Genomic DNA, 24,359 nt, shown 5'->3' on the forward strand with positions numbered 1-24,359 from the left:
TGCTTATTGAATCAGCATTATCTGAGTTTTTTTAAGTCAAAATATAAAATATCTCCACTATTTCACCGCACTGCAGGTAAGTGGGGGACTGACACCTTTTTCTAAGAAAGATAAGCTTGGGGCAACTGCCAATAACGTCTGATTTAACTAACAATCAAGTCACTACTGATTAATCGTTTCACTCAATTACCGCCCCCGCCATAAATGGATAAGATCTTGATTCTGTCCCTGGAAAATACATCAGTACGATTTGGTCCCCAGGAAACAACTGCTGGTTCCGGGGTTAAATTGCCGCCAAGGTCTTCCCAATCCTCCCAGTTTGAGCCATTCCATGTTTTTTTATAAAGCTTGTTACCATTTCCACGGACAAAAACATCAAGCTGGTTGTTTCTGCGTGAGGAAACAGCGGATCCACTAGTAAGCACATCACCAAGGTTCTCCCAGTCACTCCACCTGCTGCTATTCCACCATTTATGATCAAGCGCGTTGTCTGTGCCCCGAACAAATACATCAATTCGATTTGATCCCCATGAAACAGCAGCGGGTGCTGATGTTAATTCACCTCCAAGGCTTTCCCAGCTACTCCACGTGCTGCCATTCCACCAGATATGATAAAGCGCATCGTCTGTTCCGCGGGCAAAGACATCGAGTCGATTATTTTGCCATGAAGAAACAGCCGATGCTGAGGTTAAAGTGCCACCTAAGCTTTCCCAGCCTTGCCAACCTTGCCTTGGCTCCTCGGGCTGATCAACGCCCGCCATTTCCAATGTAATTTCAATAACCCGGGTTAGTACACGGTTCATGACACTTCTCGGTACATTCATTTGCGAGAACAATAAGGAAAACCACGGTACCTGCCGCTGAAACTGCTGATAAACTTGCGCAGCTGATTGATTCGTTTTCGCTTGGTTCAATGTATAATTAACAATAATCAAAAATACATAATCCGTAATTTACCTGTTCATTCCAGCTTGCTCAAGCTCTGAATATAAATTGCTATGTTTAGAACGGAGCCGTTGCATAACCTCCTGTGCGCTCACTTGCTGGCGCATTTCTAAAGAAGCCATACCATAATGATACACAGGCATTGGCATAGGTGCTGACATTACGTAATAATATGGGTATCTATAGATCTTGATTCCTTCACTTTTTCATCAGTGTATGCAGGGGAGGAATTTGGGAAGCGGCTCAGAGGGCCTGTTCCCACTACTTAACGATTAAGTGGAAAGAGTATGGGGAAATTCCGAAAGCTTCTTACAGAGATTATAAAATAGAATGTATGTTTCACATATCTGTGTTATACTGTCAGTAGATAATGTTCCTTTTAGGGGCGGTCGGCTAATCCCAGTGTGAAAGTGGGGTGATGCCCATGAGTATGTATGAAGTTTTGATGGTACTGGGAAGTTTTGGTACCTTGCTAATTGCATTGCTCGCTTTGGTCATTACGATGATCAATAAAAAATAGACCTTCCCCATTACCAGTTAAAAGTTTTCGGGAGAGGTCTATTCGTTAGAGTAGCCGATCCCTCTGGGGGAACCGCTTATCCAAAGAGTCCAGTTACCGCTGGGCTCTTTTTAATATATTCAGTTTCTAATTACATTATACCACATTTGGCTGAAAATGAAACTACCACTGACCATCATAATCTGAGGTTTTGATGATACTGGAAAGTTGGCGGTACCTTTGATGATTGAGTGTACAGAAACTGATGAGTTTTGTAACAGGTATTTAAACTTCTTCAAAATTAATGTAGTTTTAATTTATTCCCATTTATCAGATTTTTGAAATCTTATTCTATCCTTATTTGTTGGAATTCCATTATTTACTTTTTCCCATATGCCATTTTTAAATATTTCGTATTGTTCAAAAGCAAAAAGCAATCCGTTTGCAGTAGCTATGTTACTACTATCCATAAGTTGAAAATGCAAATGCGGAGCAAAGGAGTTCCCTGAATGACCAACTCTACCAATAACTTCACCTTTTTTAACACGCTGACCAACTGAAACCTGAATTGACCCTGTTTGAAGATGGACTAATCCAGCATATACATTGTTGGCACATTCTATAATGATGTAGTTGCCAGCAACTGATTGTATGTCGTCTTTTTTCGGGTCGAAATAATGGGCATTTTTATAAGCGTTAGACATATCTAAAAGCAATTTTGTTCGTGCTCGTTCTTTATAACCATCCTCTGCTTGAACAATGATTCCGTCACAAGGAGCAAATACTTCCTGCCCCCAACAATAATATTCATCTAAAGGAACCCCAAAAAGTAGATATTGCGCCAAACTAGTGCGATAGGCGGGCCAGCCCTTTCTTTCCCAATCCACTTGAATAAAGTCAAAAGCATATCTTGATCCTAATTGGTTTGTGCCGTGACTCGGAATTTTTGTCCCTGGCGTGTTAGGAGAGTACCATTCTCCTCTCAAAGGAAACTCTACAATTATCGGCGCACGCGCGTCAATCATCTCATACCCCTCCTCCGTCGATTCTTTACCTGCATTACTTAGGATGGTGCCTGACCCCCAGTGAAGTAAAGTATGAACGCTTTAGAGAAGTGAAGGTCTAATACCATTCACCTTATTCTTCCACACGACTAAACAATCAGGCTATGTTTCAACATTAGATTAACCATCTTCATATCAAAATCTCTATACCCCTGCCCTCTACTCCAGATTTGCATGTGCTCATACTCCGGATGGTTTTTATCAGCCATAATTTCAAGGAAATCCTCATAACCACCTTCTCCACCTACATCCTCAGGCGGTGTTTTTCCTTCACCTTCTAAGCAGATAGGGTAATTCTTATCGTAATTCTCGATTACATGTTCCACCTTGATATCATGTACCCAGCAATCGCCAAAATCATAAATATATGTTAATTTAGCTGGCATGTATTCAGTCAGCTTGACTGTGGTGTCCATTCTCATCGGGATATCATCATCTCCATAACTAAATGCTTCCTGATCGCATACAAGATTAACAATCGGTTTGTATCCTTCTCCGTCATATGCAGGATGGTTAAGAGAATAGGGCTGATTTGATTTTTTGCTATCAAAAATATAAAATTCATGAAGATGGTAATCCTTCCAACCAAATGCTTTCTGTATCACCTTATGTAAATTACGGAAAGTGATGTTCATCGGTACGATAACTCTCCGGAACACGTTAATGTTATGAAAGCGCAATGTTATCTTCAATTCTAAAGCTTTTGTTTGAAAAATTGGGATACCCGCGAATTCCTCTAAATCCTTATACATCTCTTCATTCGGATGGAAATAGTCACTTTTTCCATCACCGACTAAACTATGGCTAATCCGGAGACTCATGGCAGGTTGATAAATGGTATCTGAATCCAATAATTCTTCAAAGAAATACAGCGTTTTGCAGGCGTTGTTCATTCGTGCAACTAATTTCCTGTTTTTCGTTTTCGTAAATGTAATATCTTTGGCAGAATGGATAAACTGATCGATTACATCATTTCTTATACATTCTTGTTCGAAGGTATTTCGGATAGATTGTAAAATGATTTCATCCATATTTTTAAAATCCTTAGCCTTAAGTCCATGCAAAACAATGACATATCGATTTTTATCATTCACAAGTACGATTGTTTTCCTTCGATTGACGTTCATTAAATTGGCATGCCAAGATGTGAGGGAACTCTCCTCATCAACTATTTCCGGCTTCTTTTTTAATTGATCTAACAACTTTTTTGTGCATTGAATGATCATAACCTCAAACTCCTTTCTGAGAATTTAAAAATAATGATATTTGCGTTCCCGGCATACTTTACATCTTTTGGGATGATCAAGGTCTTTATGCTTAAAAAAATGTTGCTCACCCACAGTAAAAGTGAAACGGTTACCACATTATAAGCATTTTAACAAAAAATCTTCAGGGGGTTGACCTTTTAAAGCTACGTTGATAGATTCTTCTCTCTCTAAAATAGATTGCCTATCAATGCTATCCCTTTTTTCCAATGCTCTAATTGTAGATTGAATCTCAGCTTTGACCTTTTTATATTCAATTTCGCCCCATGCTTTTAAATATGTAATATACTTTGAATTACCAGTTTCCCTAATCTTCATCAGAAACAACAGTATCATTTCACGATTACGATCTTTTAAGTAGGTCATATCCAGACATGGTTTATTTTCTGTTAACCATTGGTTCCATTCATCTAAAAATTCATCTGCCGCTCTTAAAATGGCTCGAATTTCATCTTCGGATAAAGAATTTATTTTTGTTTTCATACCATTAGCGTACCTTTCCAATTTTTATACAAACCATGAATCAAGTCCGTCAACCAACAGGTCGCAGGTACCATCCAGTCAAATTAGTTCATATAAAGAATCCTGCCCTAAGTGACGGACATATTCCTCAGTAAGCTTACGTAAATTATCTGAACTATCTAAGTCAATCCAATCATCAATACTGCCTAAAAAGCAAAATCTTTCTACTTGAAACCCTCTATTCTGTTCATCAATTAGTTTAAAGCGCATCACTGTTTCATAATCTTTATATTTATCAATGTTTACACCAGCAGTGTATGGTGAAAAGTGATTTAGTTCATTTATAACAGTGTAAATATAAATGAATTCCTTTTTGATATCTAGTTTAAAATCCTGAATCGGAGAGTATTTTCTCATTGCTGTTTCAATGACTTTTATTTCATTGTTCCGAATCAATTTTTTAAGAATCTTACGCAAATATACTTTCCCATTTGGGTTTTCATAGATTTCATACCCATCAGGAATGTGCTCAACATCCGCCGCTCCGGTACTTTTTTTAGCGAAGTAATAGGTAACATTTTCCTTTTTAGTAAGCCGACTATGTAAATAGTACATATCTCCACGAAAGTTTTTATACGTTACAACCATTTACCACACCACTCTCTATGAATTTAATTTAACCATCTTTCTATTATTATACCAACGGTGGGGAATTTAAACTAGAGTTCCAAAATTTTTACATCTTTCACCCCTGACTGTGGGGAGTGACACCGTATTCCCATTTCACTTGTCTCACTTCAAAATTTGTCAAAACAAGTTCAATCCCCACTGCGTTAAAATGATAGAATAATGGGGACTGATACCATGGTAGCCATGCCATTATTGATTAAAGGAGATTCCTCAAAATCTACCTACACTGGACATGACCAACTAAGCAAAGAACTCATTAACACATTTTTTAAGAATTTCTTGAAGCATTTTTCCCCGACGTTCATGACAATTTAGATTTTTACGCAATTAAGCCACTGTCTGAAGAAGTGTATACGAATGTGCTGAAAGGCAAGAATCGCCGACTTGATATTGTAATAGAGACCACGCTTAAAGGAACAGATGTGATAGTCATCGTTCATGTTGAACCACAAAGTTACAAACAAGATAATTTTCATGAACGGATGTACCATTATTTTAGTATGTTGTACAATAAGTACCAGAAACTGATTGTACCGATTGCTGTTTTTACTTATGATGAAAATTGGGAAAAGAATCAGGACACAATGGCATTTCCTTTTTTTCATGTTCTCATATTCAACTATATGACACTTCATTTAAAGAAAAAGAATTGGCGTGATTATATTCGTTCGGACAATCCCGCTGCCGCAGCACTGATGAGTAAAATGGGATATAAGATGGAAGAACGGGTGCAGGTGAAGAAGGAATTCCTGCTTATGATTACACGAATGCAACTGGATTCTGCGAAACAGCGTCTAATATACGGCTATTTCGAAACCTATTTAAAGCAAACAAAAGAAGAGAAGGAACAGTTAATGGCTGAAATTGAAAAATTACCAGAAGCAGATAGATTTTTGGAGATTCCGATTTCGTATGAAGAGAAAGGTAAAGAGATTAGGAAAAAAGAAGGAGAAGCAATTGGCGTTAAGAAAGTAGCAATAGAGATGTAGAAAAAATTTTGATGGTCCACAGATACTGCCTGGTGCTGGTTTTTATCCGGGAATAATATCAAATCGATTCATCACACTGACGGTGCGGATCAATATCATCTTTGGGAAAGCAGTAAGGAAGGAAAGTAGTTTTGCTAAGGGATTTGATGAAGGGAGATTTGTAAAAGTAAAGAAATTGAGGTTAATATAATTTTTATAGAACTAACTATCGTATGGCAGCAAAGGGTTAGAGAGACTTTGTAAAAGTGGTTGTAAAACAACGAAATAAAGAAGAGAACTCAATTATAGAAGTTCTCTTGTATTGTTAGCTTTTATTCTTTTGGCTGTAAATCCTCAATGGAATCTATATCCATATTAGATGGTGCAGCTAATCCGATCTGGGTATTTTCATAACTTGACCCTAAATCTATAAAATCACCTTCATGTTCCTTGTATAAAGCACCATGCGTTGTAGGCATCCATGGAGAAAGAGTAGCATCAGCATCACCTGATGAGATGGACTCAAACATAATAGCTGGATCAATTGGAGTAAGCGTAACGTTGTATCCTTGTTGTTCCAATACATTTGCAGCTATGTTTGCTGTAAATAATTCTGAATCCCATAGAGTTGAAACTATTTCTATTGGAGTACCATCTACTGGCTCAACTCCTTCTTTCCATTTTGCAACTGTTTCCTGATTTTCATCCACCTATTGCTGTGCTAACACATCCATCTCTAATTCTTCTTCATAAGCTGTTAGCAAAGCTTCTTCTATGTCTGATACTTCCCAATGGAATCGATCAAGAATCGTATAAGCATTTGGCAGTTCATCTTTCAAGCCTTTTCTGATAATTGTTGCAGCATGTTGTGGCTCCCCGAAGATACCTTTTGGATCCTCTAGATACTTTAGATCCCATTTGGCGAACTTATAATGAGGAGACCATACTTTAAACATAATTGGTTCTTTTTCGCTAATAGCTTCTTCTAAGGTTGATAACATTGCTCCTGTTGACGATGTTTGCTGTTGCCAACCGGCAAGATTTTCATACTCAGCTATAACTTGGTTATTCAATTCCGTTTGTCCAGCACCAGGTTCAAGAAATTAGCACTCCACTGTAAGGACGCTAAACATTTATATGGATCCTTTCCAAATAATAGTAATTACTTTATAATAAGGATAAGATTTATCATCGGTGAATACATTGTTTTATCTACTATAAATGGAATTAGAATATTTATAGAAAGGAGATCAAAATGAGTGATTTAAGTAATAAATACAAAGAATCCATTCAATTATCCTATCAACATTCCATTCGAATGTTAATTCATTTAAAAAATATTATCTCATCACTTGAAAAAATGGAAAACCCAGATGATTTGACAAAAGAGGTGTATCGGGATTCTATTGTAAAAAAATACGAGACGCTTGAAGATTTATCCTGGAAGTTGTTGTCTAAGGTCTTTAAATCAACGGGGTTAGAACTTAATAATCCACGTAGTTGCTATAGGCAGGCTTTCAAAGAAGGATTAATAGACGACATTGACACATGGAATGAGATTTTATCGTCTAGAAATACAACAGCACATATTTATAGCGAAGAAGGCTATGAAGATATAAAGAATAGAATTATTAATAATTATGTGGATGAGATTGAGAAGCTGCTTCTAAAATTGAAAGAACGGATGAAGTAAATGTTTGGAATTCAAGAGAAGGTTTATAATAATTTAATTAATTACTTTGCTGTGCAGGATAATATTTTACAAGTTATATTGTTTGGTTCTCGTGCAAAAAATACTGCAAGTTTTCGTTCTGATATTGATTTATGCGTTACGTATAATGGAAATAGAAAGGCAAGTATTAAGGAAGATATAGATGAATTGGTCGGTATCTATTCATGTGATATTGTATTTGCTGATCAACTAAACAGTGAAATTAAGAAGCAAATAGAAAGAGACGGTATTGTTATTTACAGAAAAGGTTGAACAGATGCTAATTTCTTCAGATAGAACTTTATTCAGTGCGGGTAAGAAGGGAAACCTATGCTGGATGAAGTTTTACTTTATAGTTATTATTACTTTCCAATTATTAACCTATTTTGTATTAGACAAACTATATAAAGGTATAAAGGTGAATAAAGCAAAAAGCTGATAACTTAATCGGCTTTTTGCTTTTACATAGTTAGCTTTTTAAATATCTTGATAGGCTTGGCCATGAGCCAGGTTTCTAAGGAATTTCGTGTTATAATAAATGTTATATCAATAAATTTAGAAACGTTGAAAGGAAGATAAATCTTGAAACGTAGAGTTGTGGTAACTGGGACGGGTGTTGTTTCACCGCTCGGAAATGATGTGGAAACCCTTTGGGATAACATAAAAAAGGGAAAGTCTGGCATTAAGCGGCTGGAAACAGAGGAATTTAAAGATATTAACACAAAAATTGCAGGTTATATAGATGATTTTGACGGGGAGAAGTACCTTGAAGCAAAAGAAATAAAAAGATATGATTTGTTTACACAATATGGATATGCTGCTGCAATGCAAGCATTGGATCAGTCAAAAGTAAATTTGAATACGGTGGATAAAGATCGTGTGGGAATTTATATCGGATCTGGTGCAGGGGGTCTGCAAACGCTATTAGATAATCACAAAATATTGCTGGAAAAGGGAGCGAAGCGGGTGTCCCCGTTCTTAATTCCAATGGCGATAAATAATATGGTTTCAGGATTGGTTGCGATTAAGACAGGGTTTCGTGGTCCAAGCTTTGCTGTCGTGTCTGCTTGTGCGACGAGCAATCATGCGATTGGTGAAGCTTATTTTAATATAGCGCATGGGTACTCTGATGCGATTTTAGCTGGAGGGGCTGAGGCTACCATTACACCACTTTATTTTGCCGGTTTTTCCAAAATGCGTGCAATGTCAACGAAAAATGATACACCTGAGATGTCTTCTCGTCCGTTTGATTTAAATCGTGACGGATTTGTTATGTCTGAAGGTGCGGGTGTTTTATTTTTGGAAGAATATGAGCATGCAAAAAAACGAGGTGCAACAATCCATGGTGAAATTATCGGTTATGGAAGTACGACGGACGCTTACCATATAACCGCACCGGATTACCAAGGTGCTGCGAAAGCAATGAAACTGGCAATCGAGCGTGCGGAGATTCAGCCGGAAGATGTTGATTATATCAATGCCCATGGGACAAGTACGCCAGCGGGCGACATATCTGAAACAAAAGCGATTAAGGAAGCCTTCGGTGAGTCTGCATATGATCTCAAAGTTAGTTCCACCAAATCCATGACTGGTCATTTGTTTGGTGCAGCAGGAGCTATCGAGGCCATTATTACACTGAAGAGCATGGCAGAAAATACTTTTCCACCCACGATGAACCTGGAAAATCCAGATCCGGAATGTGACCTGGATTATGTAGGAAATAAAGCCGTGGAAGGTAATATTAATATTGCTTTATCCAACGGTTTTGGATTTGGCGGCCATAATGCTGTTATTGCTTTTAAAAAAGGTTGATTCTATTGACGAATTATTTTAATACGTGCAACTGACCTATAGCTGCCAAAGAGGAAAAAACGAAATTGATTATTCTCATAACGAATGAGGGGGAGTAAAATGTCTACAACAAAGCAAACGACGCTAAGTCAAAGTGTACTGGAAAGACGAAAAGTACTTGAGAACCGTTTTCCGGTATGGCCACGGGATACAATTGCCGAACACTTTCGAAAAGTATGTTCTCAATATAAAGATAGACCGTATATCTACATAAATGATGACGAATTTACTTATGGGGAAGTTTGGGACAGGGCAGTTCAATATGCGAAGGCATTTATAAAGCTTGGTGTGAAACGAAGAGATCATATTGCGGTTTTAATGAATAATGATTCCACCTACCCATCATTAATGATAGCTTCTTCCATTATTGGAGCAGTATTTATTCCAATCAATTCCATGCTTACGAAGGATGAATTGAGATATATTATTTCTCAGTCAGATACACAGTTTTTGCTTTTACAGCAAAAGTTAAAGGATAAACATCATGGTGTGGCAGTTTCAGAATTGCTGGATGATCCGGATTTCCGGGAAAATAGCAAATTAGATCAGGTTATTTGTTTTGAAAATGAAAAACTAGATTCCGTTAATGACAGTTTTCTACTATGGGATGATTTTGTCAAAGAGTCAGAATCCGTTACAGATGAAGAACTAAAACAAAGGTGGAGTAAATCGCTTTATCCGGATGAAGTTGCGATTATTATGTATACTTCAGGTTCTACGGGGAGTCCAAAAGGTGTCATGCTTACAGATGATATGCTTCTTCGTGCTGGGTATGGCACATGTATGAGCAGGGCGATCGAGGATGGGCGGGTGACGTTTGCTCCATTGCCATTCTATCATTGTTTTGCTATTATTGAAGCGATTTTTGCCATGTCGTTTGTTGGTGGCTCATTTATCTCAGCACTTGGCGCATCTCCGCTTTTATCACTGCAATTAATGGAAAAATATAAAGCAAACGATTATCTATGTGTACCTTCAACATTAGTACCAGTACTGAATCACCCGCGTGTTTCGGAATTTGATTTATCCAATCTTTTTGCCATGTGGTGTGGTGCAGCGCCAGCTCCAGTTTCCGTTTGGCAGCAGGCTGTGGACGTGCTTGGGTTAACCGAAATCATTACCGGTTATGGACAAACAGAGGTGGCTTCTTCAGGCGTCACGACGGAAATTGGTGATTCGCTCGAACGTATTTCCTCACGGGTTGGCCGCCCGAAACTTAACGGAGTCAGTGGTCTTCCGGAGTTTAATGGTAGCTCGGTTCAGTATAAAACGATTGACCGGGATACAGGGACAGACTTGCCTGCTGGTTCTGTTGGTGAACTTGTCGTCAGAGGCGTCACAGTTACCCATGGTTATTATAAAAAGCCGGAAGAAACGGCAAAAGCAATTGATAAAGATGGATGGCTCCGGACAGGGGATGTTGGACGAATTGATGAAAACGGCTATCTTCAGGTTCTTGGCAGAAGCAAAGAGATGTACAAGGTATCTGGAGAATTGGTATCGCCTCGTGAGGTAGAAATTGTCATCTCCAATCATCCAGCAGTCAGCCAGGTGAACGTTATAGGTGTGCCAGATGCTTTAACAATGGAAATAGGCGCAGGTTTTATTGAACTGAAATTGAATGAAACCTGTTCGCGCAGAGATATAATTGACTGGTGTTCTTCCCGACTTGCTCGTTTCAAAATTCCTCGTCATATTTGGTTTGTAGATTCTTCCGAGTGGCCAATGACGAGTACAGGTAAAGTGCAGAAATTCCGTTTACAGGAAATGGCTGAGGCAAAACTATCTAAGAAAAATGGCTAAACGCTTAAGACAATAACTTTGGGAAAATTTTAATAATAGGAGGGACTAAAATGGCAAAAGTCTGGCATCAGCATAATATGCGTGTTCAGTATAAGGATACAGATCGAATGGAAGTCGTGCATCATGGCAATTATGTTGTATGGTTTGAAGTTGGTCGTACGGAATGGATGCGCCATAACGGGATGGCTTATCATAAAATGGAAGATCAGGGTCTTCTTCTTCCGGTAAAGGATGTAAATGTGACCTATAAAAAATCTGCCCACTTTGACGACTGTGTCGCAATTTTTACGAAAGTAGCGACCTATTCTCCAGTGCGCTTGGAGTTTGAATATGAAGCGAGAAAAATTAGTGAGGAAGAGTTTGGTCGGAGTGGGGAAATAGAAGCAGCTGAGCCATTTGGGCATCTGCTTGCAAAAGGTTCTACGGTGCATATGTGGGTGAATTCGGATTGGAAACCGGCACGGGTTAATAAGGTTGCTCCAGGGGTTTATGGTATTCTTGAAAAATTGTGATAGAGTAGATAGTGATAAACAGGTTGATTGTTGTAACTGGTTTTGTTTTAAAGTCATTTAGTGCAACTAAGGCATTCGCCCAAAAACTTGGCGAATGCCAAATTTTTCTAGAAAATGTATTCTTATACAAATTACACTGATAATGTAGAGAAAACATCCTATATGATTGATTCAAATAGTCGTTTACAAATCATTTGATTGGGTGCAATGAATTACGACCACATGGTACTGGAACTGGATAAGATGGTATAGCGGAGGCAGGAGTAATTTTTCGTTATAGATCATGATTTGTATCAATATTGGTATAAGTTTAAGTTTACTTCATTTTCGAACTGGTAAGGTCTGAGGATCGCTCTCATAGACAATTCAGGCTAGGGTTTGTTCAGTTTTGTCCATGAGAAGCAGTCTAATGGACAGTTTGCATCAGTTTTAGCTCCGTCTGGCCCGATTTTGAACGAGAAAAGCACACTATCGCCCTTTGCCAGTAAATTGAATCCGTAAAACATAGTATACGACGAAAAAATGGTAAAGCCCCCAAACTTTCTTGAGAGCTTTACATACATTATAGAATATCCTCAAACCGCAAAGGCTGATCGGGTGATTAAAGCTTTTGCAGTTTAAGTGTTAAGTGAACATTTTGGTGTGGAGATTTTCATCGACACTAGTACTGAAAGAATATGTAAATGAAATAAGTAAAGGATTTGGAAATCTATAGACAAAAAAAGAAGCATAAGGAAGATTGCCGAAAACAAGCAATAATATAAGTGAGATTTATTTAATAGCTTTAGCTCAGTTAATATCAGCTAACTAAATAAGTAGTAACAATTTTGAGATTCGTGAAGTGATTTCGGATGAAAACATTAAGGTCTATTCAGCAGTCTTTTCTACTAATAATTCAATTCATATAAATATCTCAATCATATAATAGTTTTCTATGTATAGAAGTTTGCCAATCTATGATACTTTAACGAGGAATTTGGTATAATAAAGTAATAACTTTTTATACGTTTGTGGGATTGATTGGGAAGCATCAGGTGTAAGGAATAGACTTTACCTTAATTAAGTTTTACAAATGATTCGTTTGTGGTGTACTATATATAGAAAATCAGATAATCTAAAAAACCGTACCATGCTGTAACGTGGAGCGATTAGTAATGTCAATCCCCATTTAGAGGGGCTAGGTACAGTTAAGAACGATTCCTCACTGTCCTGCAAAAAATAAGTGAGGGTTTTTTTGTTTTTGTCAGACATGATACAAACACGTTGCATTACAAAAATATTATTTTCCTCTAAATAGTATGCTTTATTTGGTAAATTAGCAGATATTCTAGCACGTTTTGGCGAAAGAAAGGCATTGAGTATTGTATGTCTGTTGGTAAACAACCGATGGAATTAGCCGAAGAAGAAATGGAACAATTTCGATAGTAATAAGAAAAATCCCAAGGGAATTCTCTTGGGATTTTTGTTGTTTTTGTGGGATGGCACATGACATTTTATAGCTTAAACCTCCAACCCAGCAATCCCAAATCCTCCAGGCCCGGAATGTGTAGAAATCATAGCGCCTGCTTGCATCCATTTTATATTTAAGAAACCATGTTCCGTTGCGATTTCATCCATCCGTTGCTTAATTCCTTCATCAAGACCGATAGAGTAGATTAAATATAGCTGCTTTCGATCGATGTCGTATTGATTTAAATAGTCCCGCATTAGCTTTTCTGAAACTTTACTCATTTTCCCGCGGTATTTTTTATTGGAAACAAGCTTTCCGTCAATTAATTCAATTCGTGGCTTTAATTTTAACAAAGCCCCTCCGAGATAAGCCATATTACTTACACGTCCTCCTGCTCTTAAAAAATCCAAGCTACCAGGCACGAAAGCAAGCTTTGATTTTGGAACAATAGATTTAATTTTTTCTACTAATTGCTCAGGTTCCATCGTAGGTTCCTGCTCTAACAGGTTCACAGCATACATCACAATCACTGTTAATCCACCTGTAACATTCAAAGCGTCAATGAGAAAAAGGTTGCCGAATTCTTCCGATGCAATCACTGCATGTTGAAAGGAGGAAGAGGCCTTTGACGTATAGCCGATATGAACAATAATACAATCAGGATAATCTGTATTTATCTTTGTGAAAAATTCTTGATATTCATGGGAATTGGTAGACGTTGTAGAGGGTATATTTTTCGTACGGTCATAATAATTATAAATTTCCTGTACAGGCAGGGAACCGTCTAAATAATCCTTACCATCCATGATGACATGTATTGGGACAACATGCACATTATATCTCGTAGCTAAATCCTTTGGTAAATCTGCTCCACTCTCTGTTGATAAAATAATTTTTTTCATCGTTTATCCCCCATTCATATAACCCAAGCTGTTGCTATTTGTGTGATTTTTTTTGCTACTCTAAATATACACGAAAAGGGAAAGATGTACATGGTATTTTTAAAAAAATGGGTTAAGTGTGAAAATAATTGAAATTAGAATTTGGCAAGGAGAAACGGAGATTACTAGAATTTTTTAGAGAGATAAGTAAATGATGCAACTGGTATCTATGATAAAATGATAGAATGTATATAGGAAACACCATGCTGTGATAACTAACTTAGGAGTGAAACAGGATTGAATAAAAAGGACATCACAAATATACGAAAGCAATTTAAAATAAATAATGATTTATTGAAAATCCACGAAATTTTTAATGTATACATTATGAAAGAATCAAGTGAGATTTATCATCAGGAAAGTCTACCGTTTGATTTGCTGGAAGAGGAACAGAAAGAGCTGTTTATGGCAAATTTCAAGAAAGTACTGTCAGGTCAATTGGATGAGAAATTATTTGAATTAAAGTTCCAACGTGATGTGGAAAATAGCAGTCAGTTAATTCTTCACCAAGGTCTATTAAGCAACGATACAGAAGAATGGAAAGGTCATATGCTTCAGCTCGTAGAAAAAATGCTGAAGGATAAGCAATATGAAATGGATATTGTCGTAACCTTTATTCGAGGAGAATATAGGAAGTCGAAGAAGCGAGAGAGTGAAGAGACGGAGGAAAGTGCACGAGATACAGTTTATTCCCATTCCTTTATTTTATGCAGTATGAATAAAACACAGGATCCGAAAAAGGAGTTACTGTTTGACTATGTGGAAAAGGAGTTTAAATATAATTTTGTTGTTGACCCGATTATCAATTTGAAGGCTCCTATATCAGGGTTTTTATTCCCTTGCTTCACGGACAATGCGCAGGATGTCAACCATGTACTATACTCGGCTGGGAAAGCGTATGAACTAAATTATCATTTCATCGAGGAAGTGTTAAATGCCGAAGAAACAATGACTGCCCAAGAGGATAAAATTGTTTTTGAGGAAATTGTGAAAAAGGTAGCAGGCGACCAAATCAATACGTCCACACTTTCGAATGTATACGAAGAAATTCATCGTGTCATGGAAGAAAATGAAGAGGAAGATATTCCGAAATTGGACTATAAAGATGTGGAAAAAGTTTTAACGAGTAGTGGGGTAAATGAAGTTGAACCTGAAAAAGTAGAAGAGGCATTTAAAACTGTGATCGATGATGAAAAATATGAATTAAAGGCAAGCAGCATTGTGCCGAAATACACGTCAAAGTCAATCAAAATAAAGACAAAAGTAGCGGACATTTCCATTAGTCCACAAGATCTAAGATATGTTCGTCAGGTTGAATTGAGTGGCAAGCTTTGTTTAATGATAGAAGTGGAAGAAAATACGGTGATCGAGGGGTTTGAAATGATTCCGGAGGCTTTGTTTAGGAAGGTAGAAGGGGATAGTGAATGATTTGGTGGGAATTGAAATAAAAGGAGAGGTTATAATAGGTTTTATGAGCTTTTCCCCGACCATCTGAAGTATTAACGCTTTACTGAGTTGGTGGACTGACAGCTAGATTCAAGAGGGGGATCATATGGCTAAAAAGAAGTTTTATGTTGTTTGGTCAGGAAAAAAAACCGGTGTTTTTGAAACCTGGGAAGATTGTAAAAAACAAGTACATGGAATAAAAGGTGCAAGGTATAAATCCTTTCCTTCAAAACAAGAGGCTGAAGTTGCTTTTGAAAATGGAATTTCCCCAGCTTCAAAAAAATACACAAAAAAAGCAAATTCAAGGGATAAGCAATTATCGCTTTTGGAAGAACCGAAGTATATTAAAGAGAGTATAAGTGTAGATGCTGCTTGCAGTGGGAATCCAGGAATGATGGAATATCGGGGTGTTTGCACAAAAAATGGCAAAGAAATTTTTCACTACGGTCCTGTTGATAATGGAACTAACAATATTGGTGAGTTCCTAGCTATTGTGCATGCCTTAGCCTTATTGAAACAAAAAAATAGCAATCTTCCAATTTACTCAGACTCGAAGATAGCCATTGGTTGGGTGCGGAAACGGCAAATGAATACAAATATACCTAGGGATAAATCTACAGAACATCTATGGAAGGTTATTGATCGGGCTAAGCACTGGTTAAACACGAATACATACTCTAATGAAGTACTTAAATGGGAAACACATTTATGGGGAGAGAGTAAAGCTGATTTTGGAAGGAAATAAGAAGCAAATATAACGAACGTAAAAACATTTCATTAGGAACAACACACGTATTATTTTTTGGCAGTAAAGAAAGTATATCCATCTTTCTTTCTGCTTCAGTGCAACTAAATTATTCTTTAAAAGGCATGCACTTCAAAGTATAAGGGTTTCTAAGAATGCCAAAAACGCTTTCAAGAATCCCTTTAACGAATGCCAAGTTTTCTGATATATCTAATCAAGGAGGACAATCATGTTCAAAGCTTATCAATTCATTGTCACATTACAGCACGTTCCTGATCCTGTCTGGAGGTGGTTTATCATCCCTGCAGAAACAACATTCAAGCGGCTGCATGATACGATTCAATTTGCTATGGGATGGCAGGATTATCATTTGTATGAATTTGAGATGGAATTAAAGGGTATTCCGGAGAATGATATAAATGATATTCCAGTAGAATTAGAGGAAATTTTAGAACTTTTCTCTATGAAACGAATCATTTTTTACCCGGATGAAGAAAGCTATAATCAATATGATTTTGATAAACGTGTAACCGCAGGGACGGTTCCCCCGTTTCATTTAGTTTTGTGTAGAACTAAAATATCTATTTCTTGTGTTTCTTTATTTGCAACACAAGAAACGTCCCCGTGTATTCCACTTGCTAATTATAATGAAAGCGGTTAATATATAGATAAGGTCATCCGATGACCTTATCAGTTGTTTTTTCATAGTTATTTTTAAACTTAGATTCTAGCAACTTTGAAAAAATGTTAGAGAGTTTATCTAAGTTGGATCTTTAATCTGGTTGTAAGTATGGTACAACAAGTCAGGGGAACTATTCAACTATGAATAATTTGATGACATTTTATGAAAGTGAAAGAGCTAGTTGCCTTTTCTGCAGAACACTGAATTGGGATTGTGAACCTGTTCAAACCTAAAAAAATGGGATAGCAATTATTGTGAAAGCAGAAAGACAACGCACGTGGGAGGAAGTTTCATTTATGTTATTATTTGTTGCATTAGCTGCTGTTATTATACCATTCTTTCTTCTTGTTATACTAAGAATGACAGCGCTAAAGGGGATGCTAATTAGTTCTATTATTGTCATTATTTTAGCCTTGACGGTCTGGGGAGTCGAGGGAGATGTTGTCTTAGCCTCTATTTTACAGGGAACGCATAAGGCGCTTACTATTATATTGATTTTATTTGGCGCAATTCTCTTGTTGAATACACTTCAATATACAGGTGCTGTGGACCGTATGAACCAAGGATTTCAAGCTATCTCAGCAGATATGCGGGTACAGGCTGTTATCGTTGCGTTTTTATTTGGCTCCGTAATTGAAGGAGCGGCAGGATTTGGTACGCCGGCAGCTGTTACAGGTCCATTATTGCTTGCCTTAGGCTTCACCCCAATGGCTGCTGTTACATTAGCCTTGATTGCTGATAGTGCGGCAGTCTCTTTTGGGGCAGTTGGTACACCAATTCTAGTTGGCTTAAGTAATATACCAGATGCTAATTTAGCTTTCTTTCAGGATATTGGGGTTAAGGTAACGTCCATTGATCTTTTTGCAGGTACATTTATACCAACGATTCTTGTTATTATTTTGACAAAGTTCTTTGGTAAAGAGAAGGGAATAAAGGCTGCCATGCCAGTGATACTGTGGACATTGCTAATTGGTATTTCATACACGGCTTCTGCCCTTCTTTATGCCGTATTATTTGGCCCTGAGTTCGTTTCTTTTTTGGCGGCACTAACAGGTTTAATTGTTGCAACATTGACTGCAAGAAAAGGATTCTTATTACCGAAGATTGTGTGGACAGAAGCATTAAAACCTGGTTTTGAGGTAAGCAAGGAAAAGTCAAAAATGGGACTGATTACAGCATGGTCGCCATATTTGATAGTTGTAGGATTGTTACTTCTTACACGAGTCGTTCCACCTATAAAAGATTTTGCATTGACGGCTATTGACTTTACGTGGAGTAATATTCTTGGTATTGAAGGAATTATTTCCGCTTGGGAGGTATTATATTCCCCAGGTACAATACTAATTCTGGCTGCTATTCTCGCCGTAATGATGCAACGGAAGTCTTTTTCTACTATTTCTAAGGCATCGAAGGACGCTTTGGGTTCAGTCAAAACTGCTGGATTAACTTTAATATTTACACTGGCTCTCGTACAAGTATTTACCAATTCCGGTATAAATACAAACGATTTTGTCGGGATGCCACAATATATAGCTGAAGCCTTTGCGGGTACATTTGGAACAGTTTGGATTTTCGCTGCTCCATTCCTAGGAGAACTTGGTTCGTTCATTACTGGAAGTGCAACCGTTTCAACCCTAACTTTTTCGCCGATTCAGTATAGTGTTGCAACACAGGTAGGGTTGGATACGGATGTTGTTTTAGCTGCACAAGTAATAGGGGCTGCTGCTGGTAATATGATTTGTGTGCATAACGTCGTTGCAGCTAGTGCTGTCGTGGGCTTGTCTGGTAAAGAAGGTGATGTTATCAGGAAAACGTTAATACCTGCTCTTCTGTACGGTGTCTTAGCTGGTATCGGAGGATTTGTATTACTAAGCTTCTTATAAAAAATCCCAAGCCTAAGTTCTTCTATTGAAATTCATTTTTTTCTTTGAAGATAGATTATAGAAACAAGGAGGATTATGTTTTGGAGTATAAGCGCATTCGTGCAAAAAAGGTTTATGAAGAAGTAGCAGACTCTCTTTTAGAGATGTTAAAGACTGGAATGCTAAAGCAAGGGGATAAGTTGGATTCAGTTGATCGGCTGGCGGTTCATTTTAATGTGAGTCGATCAACCATCCGGGAAGCACTTAGTGGATTGCGGGCAATCGGGATAGTTGAAACACGCCAAGGTGAAGGTACCTATATTACCAAATTTGATCCTGCAACGTTTTCCGTTCCAGTTGAAACAGGCCTATTAATGAATCAAGAAGATATTAAAGAACTAAATGAAGTCCGTAAAATACTTGAAGTTGGTGCAGCTAGATCAGCAGCCATACATCACGAAGTAGAGGATTTAAAACCAATGGAAGAAGCATTGCTCGCAATGGAACAAGCAAATGGTGAAGGAATGATTGGAGAACAAGCGGATTTAGATTTCCATATGGCAGTCGCTGATGCAACCCATAATCAAATGTTAATTAATTTAGTGCGAAGTGTATCAGATACTATGGTTATGTCAATGAGAGAGACTCGGAGATTAATATGGCAATCAGAAGAAGGAATGACTTCGTTACTAAGGGAACATCAATTAATTTTTGAAGCAATCAAATCAAGGCAGATGGATTTGGCCGATAAGAATATGTTACGTCATTTGCTGGAAGTAGAAAGGGAACAATCAAAATACATGAATTTCAGAGAGTAATAACCCACATTCCGCACTCTTATAAAGGATAAAATTATTTTCGTCCCCTTTAGCAGGTGCGGAATATGGATAACATAGATGTGTCCATGAAACGATACGAATACCAAAAAGTTGATGGACAGATCTGTTTAAATGATAAAAATATAATCATTTAATTTATACTTATTCATTTCGGTGTAAATTAGTGTGAATAATAAAATGTTGATTTCCGAGCATTTTATTTGATCTTATAATCCATGTTTGGGATATAATCTGGAGGTAAAAAAGATGTATGATAAACAAAAAAAAGATGTTATTTTAATTGGTGCTGGTATCATGAGCACAACGCTTGGCACGCTCTTAAATAAATTAGAACCAAATTGGAATATTAAACTTTTTGAAAAGCTTGACAAAGCTGGAGATGAAAGCTCTAATGAATGGAACAATGCTGGTACGGGACATGCTGCATTATGTGAGTTGAATTATACCGTTGAACAACCTGATGGCTCCATTGATACAAGTATGGCAGTTGAAATTAATGAACAGTTTCAAATATCAAAACAATTTTGGACCTATTTAGTAGAAGAAAATGATATTCATGATCCACAAAGCTTTATTCGCACCTTACCACATATCAGTTTTGTATATGGTGAAAAACATGTTGACTTTCTAAGGAAACGTTTTAACGCCCTATCCTCCCTTCCAATGTTTGAAACAATGATCTATTCGGAGGAACCACAACAATTATCAGAATGGATGCCATTAATTATGGAAGGGCGTACGTCGGAAGAACCTATTGCTGCAACTAAAATGGATTCGGGAACAGATGTTAATTTTGGTGAGCTGACACGTAAAATGGCCACCAACTTAGAAAAACAAGATAATATAAGTGTCCAATACAAAAGTACTGTCACAGATATAAAACGCATAGAGAATGGCAGATGGGAGGTTAACGTACGTAATTTCAAAGATGATACAATTGAATACCATACAGCTGATTTCGTATTTATTGGTGCTGGTGGCGGTGCTATTCCTTTATTACAAAAAACAAAAATTCCTGAAAGTAAGCACATTGGTGGCTTCCCAATCAGTGGAGAATTTTTAGTTTGCACGAATCCTGATATTGTCAATCAACATGAAGCGAAAGTTTATGGAAAAGAACCCGATGGTACCCCACCAATGACCGTACCTCATCTGGATAGACGTTATATAGAAGGTAAAAGTACCCTGTTGTTTGGACCGTTTGCAAGTATTGGTCCAAAGTTTCTGAAGAAGGGTTCTAATATGGACTTTTTCAAATCAATTAAACAAGATAATATCTTAACACTGCTGGCTGCGGGGGCTAAAAATACTTCACTTATCAAATATTCCATTGAAGAAGTTCTTGCTACCAAAGCAAAACGGATGGAAAAATTGCGTACTTTTGTGCCACATGCAAAAGATGAAGATTGGGAGTTAATTGTAGCTGGTAAACGGGTACAAGTAATTAAGGATATCGATGGTTCGGGAAGAGGAATGATTCAATTTGGAACAGAAATTATCCATTCAGAAGATCATTCAATGGTAGCGTTGCTCGGCGAATCACCAGGTGCCTCAACATCTGTCGCAATTATGCTCGATGTATTGAAGTACAATTTCTCCCAATATCTCGGGAGTTGGAAACCAAAACTAAAGGAAATGATTCCATCTTTTGATGAATAGAGGGACGGTTCTCCCGTTTCACATAGTTTTGTGTAGAACTAATAAAATATGCATTTCTTGTGTTGCACAATTTGCAACAAAAAAGGAACGAAATCGCTCTTCTATGGCTAAAAACCTTAAAAATACTCTAAAATAATGCATAAAAAAGGAAAAGTATGCTCTACTTACGGTATAGTTTTATCGTTAAACCAAACCAACCAAAAGAGAGGCATACTTTTCTTATGAGCTTATACCACAAAATAGAAGAAAAATACATCTACTTACTACCAACATTTTTGAAGCAAGAAAATACGCAGCCAAAATGCCAGTCGCCCCAACGGCGATAATCAAAAGAATAGTTGGGAGATAATCGACGAATATACCAACCGTAATATCGTTCATCGCGGATATAACTCTGACTACAAGAATAATGAGAATGGCTGAACATATTAAGCCGAAAAGGCGATTAATATTGCTTTTACTGGCCTTTGATTAACCGGAAAGGAACCAGTGTACCCATCTGAACAATGAGTGGCGCAACCATCACTGCTCCGAATACTGCAAGGTTCTATCTATTGATCAGAACTTTCAGAAAATAGCTATCCAGATCAAAATTAAATAACCGAATAAACCTGGATTCCCGGAATTTATAACGAGGTAGTCTACAATTGCCGATATAACAATATTCTTACCTCGTTATACAAAAATATATGTAACGAGTATTTATATGTATAAATCCCTATATAATTACATTCCTCGTTATAAAATAGTGTTTTTTTTCGGGAATCCAGGAATAAAGCAACAGGCAGCAATGGAATCCTTGTGGTGCGGAATGACCACGCAGCCTCCATTTAATCCCATTCTAATTCTGTCCTTATAATCCATTTACTTGACTGGGTAGATTGACTTACTATAACATTATAATTAAGTCAAAAGTTTCAAATAATTAAACAATTGGGGGTTTTATTATGGGTTCGAAATGGATTAAGATTGCAGTTATTTATTTGATTATTGGGATTTCAGTTGGTTTGTTTATGTCATCAACCCTTCAGCTTAATTGGGCATCTGCACACGCACATGTTAATTTAGTAGGATTTGCAACAACTGCTATTTTCGGTGTAATATATAGTGTTTATCCGGGAGCGGCTAGCAGTACATTGGGAAAAACTCACTTTTGGCTGCATAATATTGGTATACCATTTTTTCTTTTAAGTACATTTTTAGTTCAAGTATCTGGTATGTTAGCCTTTGCCCATGTCTTCACTTATCTTGGTGGCGGGGCATTTGGTGTAGGTGTTCTTGTTTTTATTGTTAACGCATTCAAAAACATTAATGAATCTACGGTAATAAGCAATAACAGAAAAGCGTCGTAGCTAGCCATAACGTCCTACAATAAGATAAACTTTTGACTTAAAACCGGTCATTGCCAGTTGGTGTTAGGGATGCTTGATAGCTGTCAAGGATCAATAATTCGATCACTTAAAAAATGGATAGGCTTCTTTTTCCTTTTTGGATATTTCCAAGGGCGAGTGAAATAATGCTTTTGGTTGATAGGATGCGGGGAAAGGGATCCTGTCCTACATACACCATATAATAACATTAATCCACTAACCGAAACAGCGGAAAAATTGAAAACACCGGAAATCAGGGATTTATATGCTTTGGTTTCTGTTGTTTTACTCAAATTAGGCACAATCCCCCTGCCCCTATGCAACATATCCCAAATATTTAAAACCTTTGCTCTTCATATAAAATCATGCTATATTAAAAACAGATAATCCACCTCAGTTTTCTCCTCAAAAACTCCAAGGACGTGATACCATGGCAGCCATGCCAATATTGATTAAAGAAGATTCCTCAAAATCTACCTACACTGGACATGACCAACTAAGCAAAGAACTCATTAACACATTTTTCAAAGAATTTCTTGAAGCATTTTTCCCGGATGTTCATGACAACTTAGATTTTCACGCAATTAAGCCACTGTCTGAAGAAGTGTATACGAATGTGCTGCAAGGCAAGATTCGCAGACTTGATATTGTTATAGAGACCACGCTTAAAGGAACAGATGTGATAGTCATCGTTCATGTAGAACCACAAAGTTATAAACAAGCTGATTTTCATGAACGGATGTATCATTATTTTAGTATGTTGTACAATAAGTACCAGAAACCGATAGTCCCGATAGCTGTTTTTACTTACGAAGAAAATTGGGAAAAGAATCAGTATACGATGGAATTTCCTTTTTTTCATGTCCTTACGTTTAACTATATGACACTTCATTTAAAGACAAAGAATTGGCGTGATTATATTCGTTCAGACAATCCGGCAGCTGCCGCACTGATGAGTAAAATGGGATATAAGAAGGAAGAACGGGTGCAGGTGAAGAAGGAATTCCTGCTTATGATAACGAGAATGCAACTGGATCCTGCGAAACAGCGTCTAATATACGGCTATTTTGAAACCTATTTAAAGCTAACAAAAGAAGAGGAGGAACAGTTAATGGCTGAAGTTGAAAAATTACCAGAGGCAGAGAAGATTATGGAAATCCCGATTTCGTATGAAGAGAAAGGTAAAGAGATTGGAAGAAAAGAAGGGGAAGTAATTGGTGTTAAGAAAGTGGCAATAGAAATGTTGAAAAAGGGTTTGGACATGGATCTGATAATGGAAGTCACGCAAATGGATGTTGAGGAAATCAAGAAATTAAAAAAACAATTGTGGTAATGGGAACTGACATCCTATTTCCGGATGTTAGCTATGAATAATATGACCGGAGCTCCAGGTATATGTAGAAATAATAATGATTTTGTAAATACATTTGTTGGGTTGACTTTAGCAAATCCCCATTGAGATCGGAAAGTTAATTAAAGAAGATGCGCTTTTAATTGAAAAAATGTGAGACCGCCTGTAAATATACGGGCGGATTTTTGGCGTGCCCCACTGTTGCACAATCTAGGTGGTTCGAATCCACACGGTAACTTTACCC

Annotated in this window: 24 protein-coding genes and 2 pseudogenes; 15 read left to right on the top strand and 11 right to left on the bottom strand. The window is 37.3% G+C overall.

Annotated elements, in window-relative coordinates:
• Positions 1–182: 182 nt before the first annotated feature.
• Both AC6HVZ_RS16140 and AC6HVZ_RS16145 read right to left on the bottom strand, forming a co-directional pair.
• On the bottom strand, positions 183–935 hold the full coding sequence (locus tag AC6HVZ_RS16140; protein ID WP_497559194.1) for a PLL family lectin: 753 nt from the start codon (positions 933–935) through the stop codon (positions 183–185).
• 18 nt (positions 936–953) lie between these two features.
• Positions 954–1,106: a hypothetical protein gene (locus tag AC6HVZ_RS16145; protein WP_497559195.1), complete on the bottom strand. Its 153-nt coding sequence runs from the start codon at positions 1,104–1,106 to the stop codon at positions 954–956.
• 263 nt (positions 1,107–1,369) lie between these two features.
• On the opposite strand from AC6HVZ_RS16145, the gene AC6HVZ_RS16150 reads away from it, so the two are divergent.
• A complete protein-coding gene (locus tag AC6HVZ_RS16150; protein ID WP_497559196.1) occupies positions 1,370–1,465 on the top strand; it encodes a putative holin-like toxin in 96 nt (31 codons plus the stop codon).
• 296 nt (positions 1,466–1,761) lie between these two features.
• On the opposite strand, the gene AC6HVZ_RS16155 is transcribed toward AC6HVZ_RS16150, so the two are convergent.
• From AC6HVZ_RS16155 to AC6HVZ_RS16175, 5 genes and pseudogenes are all read right to left on the bottom strand, one after another.
• Positions 1,762–2,469, bottom strand: a complete 708-nt coding sequence (locus AC6HVZ_RS16155) for a M23 family metallopeptidase (protein WP_497559197.1) — start codon at positions 2,467–2,469, stop codon at positions 1,762–1,764.
• Positions 2,470–2,597: 128 nt separating this feature from the next.
• A complete protein-coding gene (locus tag AC6HVZ_RS16160; protein ID WP_497559198.1) occupies positions 2,598–3,734 on the bottom strand; it encodes a plasmid pRiA4b ORF-3 family protein in 1,137 nt (378 codons plus the stop codon).
• Positions 3,735–3,758: 24 nt separating this feature from the next.
• Positions 3,759–3,860: pseudogene (locus AC6HVZ_RS16165) on the bottom strand (zinc-ribbon domain containing protein); the annotation flags it as partial.
• Between the two features lie 12 nt (positions 3,861–3,872).
• Positions 3,873–4,256 (bottom strand): hypothetical protein, encoded by a 384-nt coding sequence (locus AC6HVZ_RS16170; protein WP_497559199.1) that lies wholly within the window; start codon positions 4,254–4,256, stop codon positions 3,873–3,875.
• A 78-nt stretch (positions 4,257–4,334) separates the two neighbouring features.
• On the bottom strand, positions 4,335–4,883 hold the full coding sequence (locus AC6HVZ_RS16175; RefSeq protein WP_497559200.1) for a hypothetical protein: 549 nt from the start codon (positions 4,881–4,883) through the stop codon (positions 4,335–4,337).
• Between the two features lie 401 nt (positions 4,884–5,284).
• Here AC6HVZ_RS16175 and AC6HVZ_RS16180 point away from each other — a divergent pair, with 401 nt between their 5' ends.
• Complete coding sequence (locus AC6HVZ_RS16180) at positions 5,285–5,914, top strand: RpnC/YadD family protein (protein WP_497559201.1); 630 nt, start codon at positions 5,285–5,287, stop codon at positions 5,912–5,914.
• A 311-nt stretch (positions 5,915–6,225) separates the two neighbouring features.
• Here the strand turns inward: AC6HVZ_RS16180 and AC6HVZ_RS16185 are convergent, their stop codons facing one another.
• Positions 6,226–6,603 carry a glycine betaine ABC transporter substrate-binding protein gene (locus tag AC6HVZ_RS16185; RefSeq protein ID WP_497559202.1) on the bottom strand — a complete coding sequence of 126 codons (378 nt, stop codon included), beginning with the start codon at positions 6,601–6,603 and terminating at the stop codon, positions 6,226–6,228.
• Positions 6,604–6,978 (bottom strand): annotated as a pseudogene (locus AC6HVZ_RS16190) (glycine betaine ABC transporter substrate-binding protein); the annotation flags it as partial.
• A 170-nt stretch (positions 6,979–7,148) separates the two neighbouring features.
• Here AC6HVZ_RS16190 and AC6HVZ_RS16195 point away from each other — a divergent pair.
• The 5 genes from AC6HVZ_RS16195 to AC6HVZ_RS16215 all read left to right on the top strand — a co-directional run bounded on the left by AC6HVZ_RS16195 (position 7,149) and on the right by AC6HVZ_RS16215 (position 11,770).
• A complete protein-coding gene (locus tag AC6HVZ_RS16195; RefSeq protein ID WP_497559203.1) occupies positions 7,149–7,586 on the top strand; it encodes an HI0074 family nucleotidyltransferase substrate-binding subunit in 438 nt (145 codons plus the stop codon).
• The gene (locus AC6HVZ_RS16200; protein WP_497559204.1) at positions 7,587–7,877 is read left to right on the top strand and encodes a nucleotidyltransferase family protein; all 291 of its coding nucleotides are present in this window, start codon (positions 7,587–7,589) and stop codon (positions 7,875–7,877) included.
• 309 nt (positions 7,878–8,186) lie between these two features.
• On the top strand, positions 8,187–9,416 hold the full coding sequence (gene fabF, locus AC6HVZ_RS16205; protein WP_497559205.1) for a beta-ketoacyl-ACP synthase II: 1,230 nt from the start codon (positions 8,187–8,189) through the stop codon (positions 9,414–9,416).
• 99 nt (positions 9,417–9,515) lie between these two features.
• Positions 9,516–11,258: a class I adenylate-forming enzyme family protein gene (locus tag AC6HVZ_RS16210; RefSeq protein ID WP_497559206.1), complete on the top strand. Its 1,743-nt coding sequence runs from the start codon at positions 9,516–9,518 to the stop codon at positions 11,256–11,258.
• Between the two features lie 50 nt (positions 11,259–11,308).
• On the top strand, positions 11,309–11,770 hold the full coding sequence (locus tag AC6HVZ_RS16215) for an acyl-CoA thioesterase (RefSeq protein ID WP_497559207.1): 462 nt from the start codon (positions 11,309–11,311) through the stop codon (positions 11,768–11,770).
• A 1,500-nt stretch (positions 11,771–13,270) separates the two neighbouring features.
• Here the strand turns inward: AC6HVZ_RS16215 and AC6HVZ_RS16220 are convergent.
• On the bottom strand, positions 13,271–14,122 hold the full coding sequence (locus tag AC6HVZ_RS16220; RefSeq protein ID WP_497559208.1) for a DegV family protein: 852 nt from the start codon (positions 14,120–14,122) through the stop codon (positions 13,271–13,273).
• A gap of 276 nt (positions 14,123–14,398) precedes the next feature.
• Here AC6HVZ_RS16220 and AC6HVZ_RS16225 point away from each other — a divergent pair, with 276 nt between their 5' ends.
• The 7 genes from AC6HVZ_RS16225 to AC6HVZ_RS16255 all read left to right on the top strand — a co-directional run bounded on the left by AC6HVZ_RS16225 (position 14,399) and on the right by AC6HVZ_RS16255 (position 22,746).
• A complete protein-coding gene (locus AC6HVZ_RS16225) occupies positions 14,399–15,589 on the top strand; it encodes a DUF4317 domain-containing protein (protein WP_497559209.1) in 1,191 nt (396 codons plus the stop codon).
• Between the two features lie 124 nt (positions 15,590–15,713).
• Positions 15,714–16,352, top strand: a complete 639-nt coding sequence (locus AC6HVZ_RS16230) for a ribonuclease H1 domain-containing protein (RefSeq protein WP_497559210.1) — start codon at positions 15,714–15,716, stop codon at positions 16,350–16,352.
• Between the two features lie 229 nt (positions 16,353–16,581).
• On the top strand, positions 16,582–17,013 hold the full coding sequence (locus tag AC6HVZ_RS16235; protein ID WP_497559211.1) for a plasmid pRiA4b ORF-3 family protein: 432 nt from the start codon (positions 16,582–16,584) through the stop codon (positions 17,011–17,013).
• A gap of 317 nt (positions 17,014–17,330) precedes the next feature.
• Positions 17,331–18,917: an L-lactate permease gene (locus AC6HVZ_RS16240; RefSeq protein WP_497559212.1), complete on the top strand. Its 1,587-nt coding sequence runs from the start codon at positions 17,331–17,333 to the stop codon at positions 18,915–18,917.
• 80 nt (positions 18,918–18,997) lie between these two features.
• Positions 18,998–19,714, top strand: coding sequence for a FadR/GntR family transcriptional regulator (locus tag AC6HVZ_RS16245; protein ID WP_497559213.1), 717 nt, complete (start codon positions 18,998–19,000; stop codon positions 19,712–19,714).
• Between the two features lie 267 nt (positions 19,715–19,981).
• The gene (gene mqo, locus AC6HVZ_RS16250) at positions 19,982–21,394 is read left to right on the top strand and encodes a malate dehydrogenase (quinone) (protein ID WP_497559214.1); all 1,413 of its coding nucleotides are present in this window, start codon (positions 19,982–19,984) and stop codon (positions 21,392–21,394) included.
• A gap of 947 nt (positions 21,395–22,341) precedes the next feature.
• Positions 22,342–22,746 (top strand): hypothetical protein, encoded by a 405-nt coding sequence (locus tag AC6HVZ_RS16255; RefSeq protein ID WP_497559215.1) that lies wholly within the window; start codon positions 22,342–22,344, stop codon positions 22,744–22,746.
• A gap of 83 nt (positions 22,747–22,829) precedes the next feature.
• On the opposite strand, the gene AC6HVZ_RS16260 is transcribed toward AC6HVZ_RS16255, so the two are convergent.
• Positions 22,830–23,057, bottom strand: a complete 228-nt coding sequence (locus tag AC6HVZ_RS16260; RefSeq protein ID WP_497559216.1) for a hypothetical protein — start codon at positions 23,055–23,057, stop codon at positions 22,830–22,832.
• A gap of 137 nt (positions 23,058–23,194) precedes the next feature.
• On the opposite strand from AC6HVZ_RS16260, the gene AC6HVZ_RS16265 reads away from it, so the two are divergent.
• Complete coding sequence (locus AC6HVZ_RS16265) at positions 23,195–24,097, top strand: Rpn family recombination-promoting nuclease/putative transposase (RefSeq protein WP_497559217.1); 903 nt, start codon at positions 23,195–23,197, stop codon at positions 24,095–24,097.
• Positions 24,098–24,359: the final 262 nt, after the last annotated feature.

Source organism: Oceanobacillus sp. NCCP-135 (genome assembly GCF_059698015.1).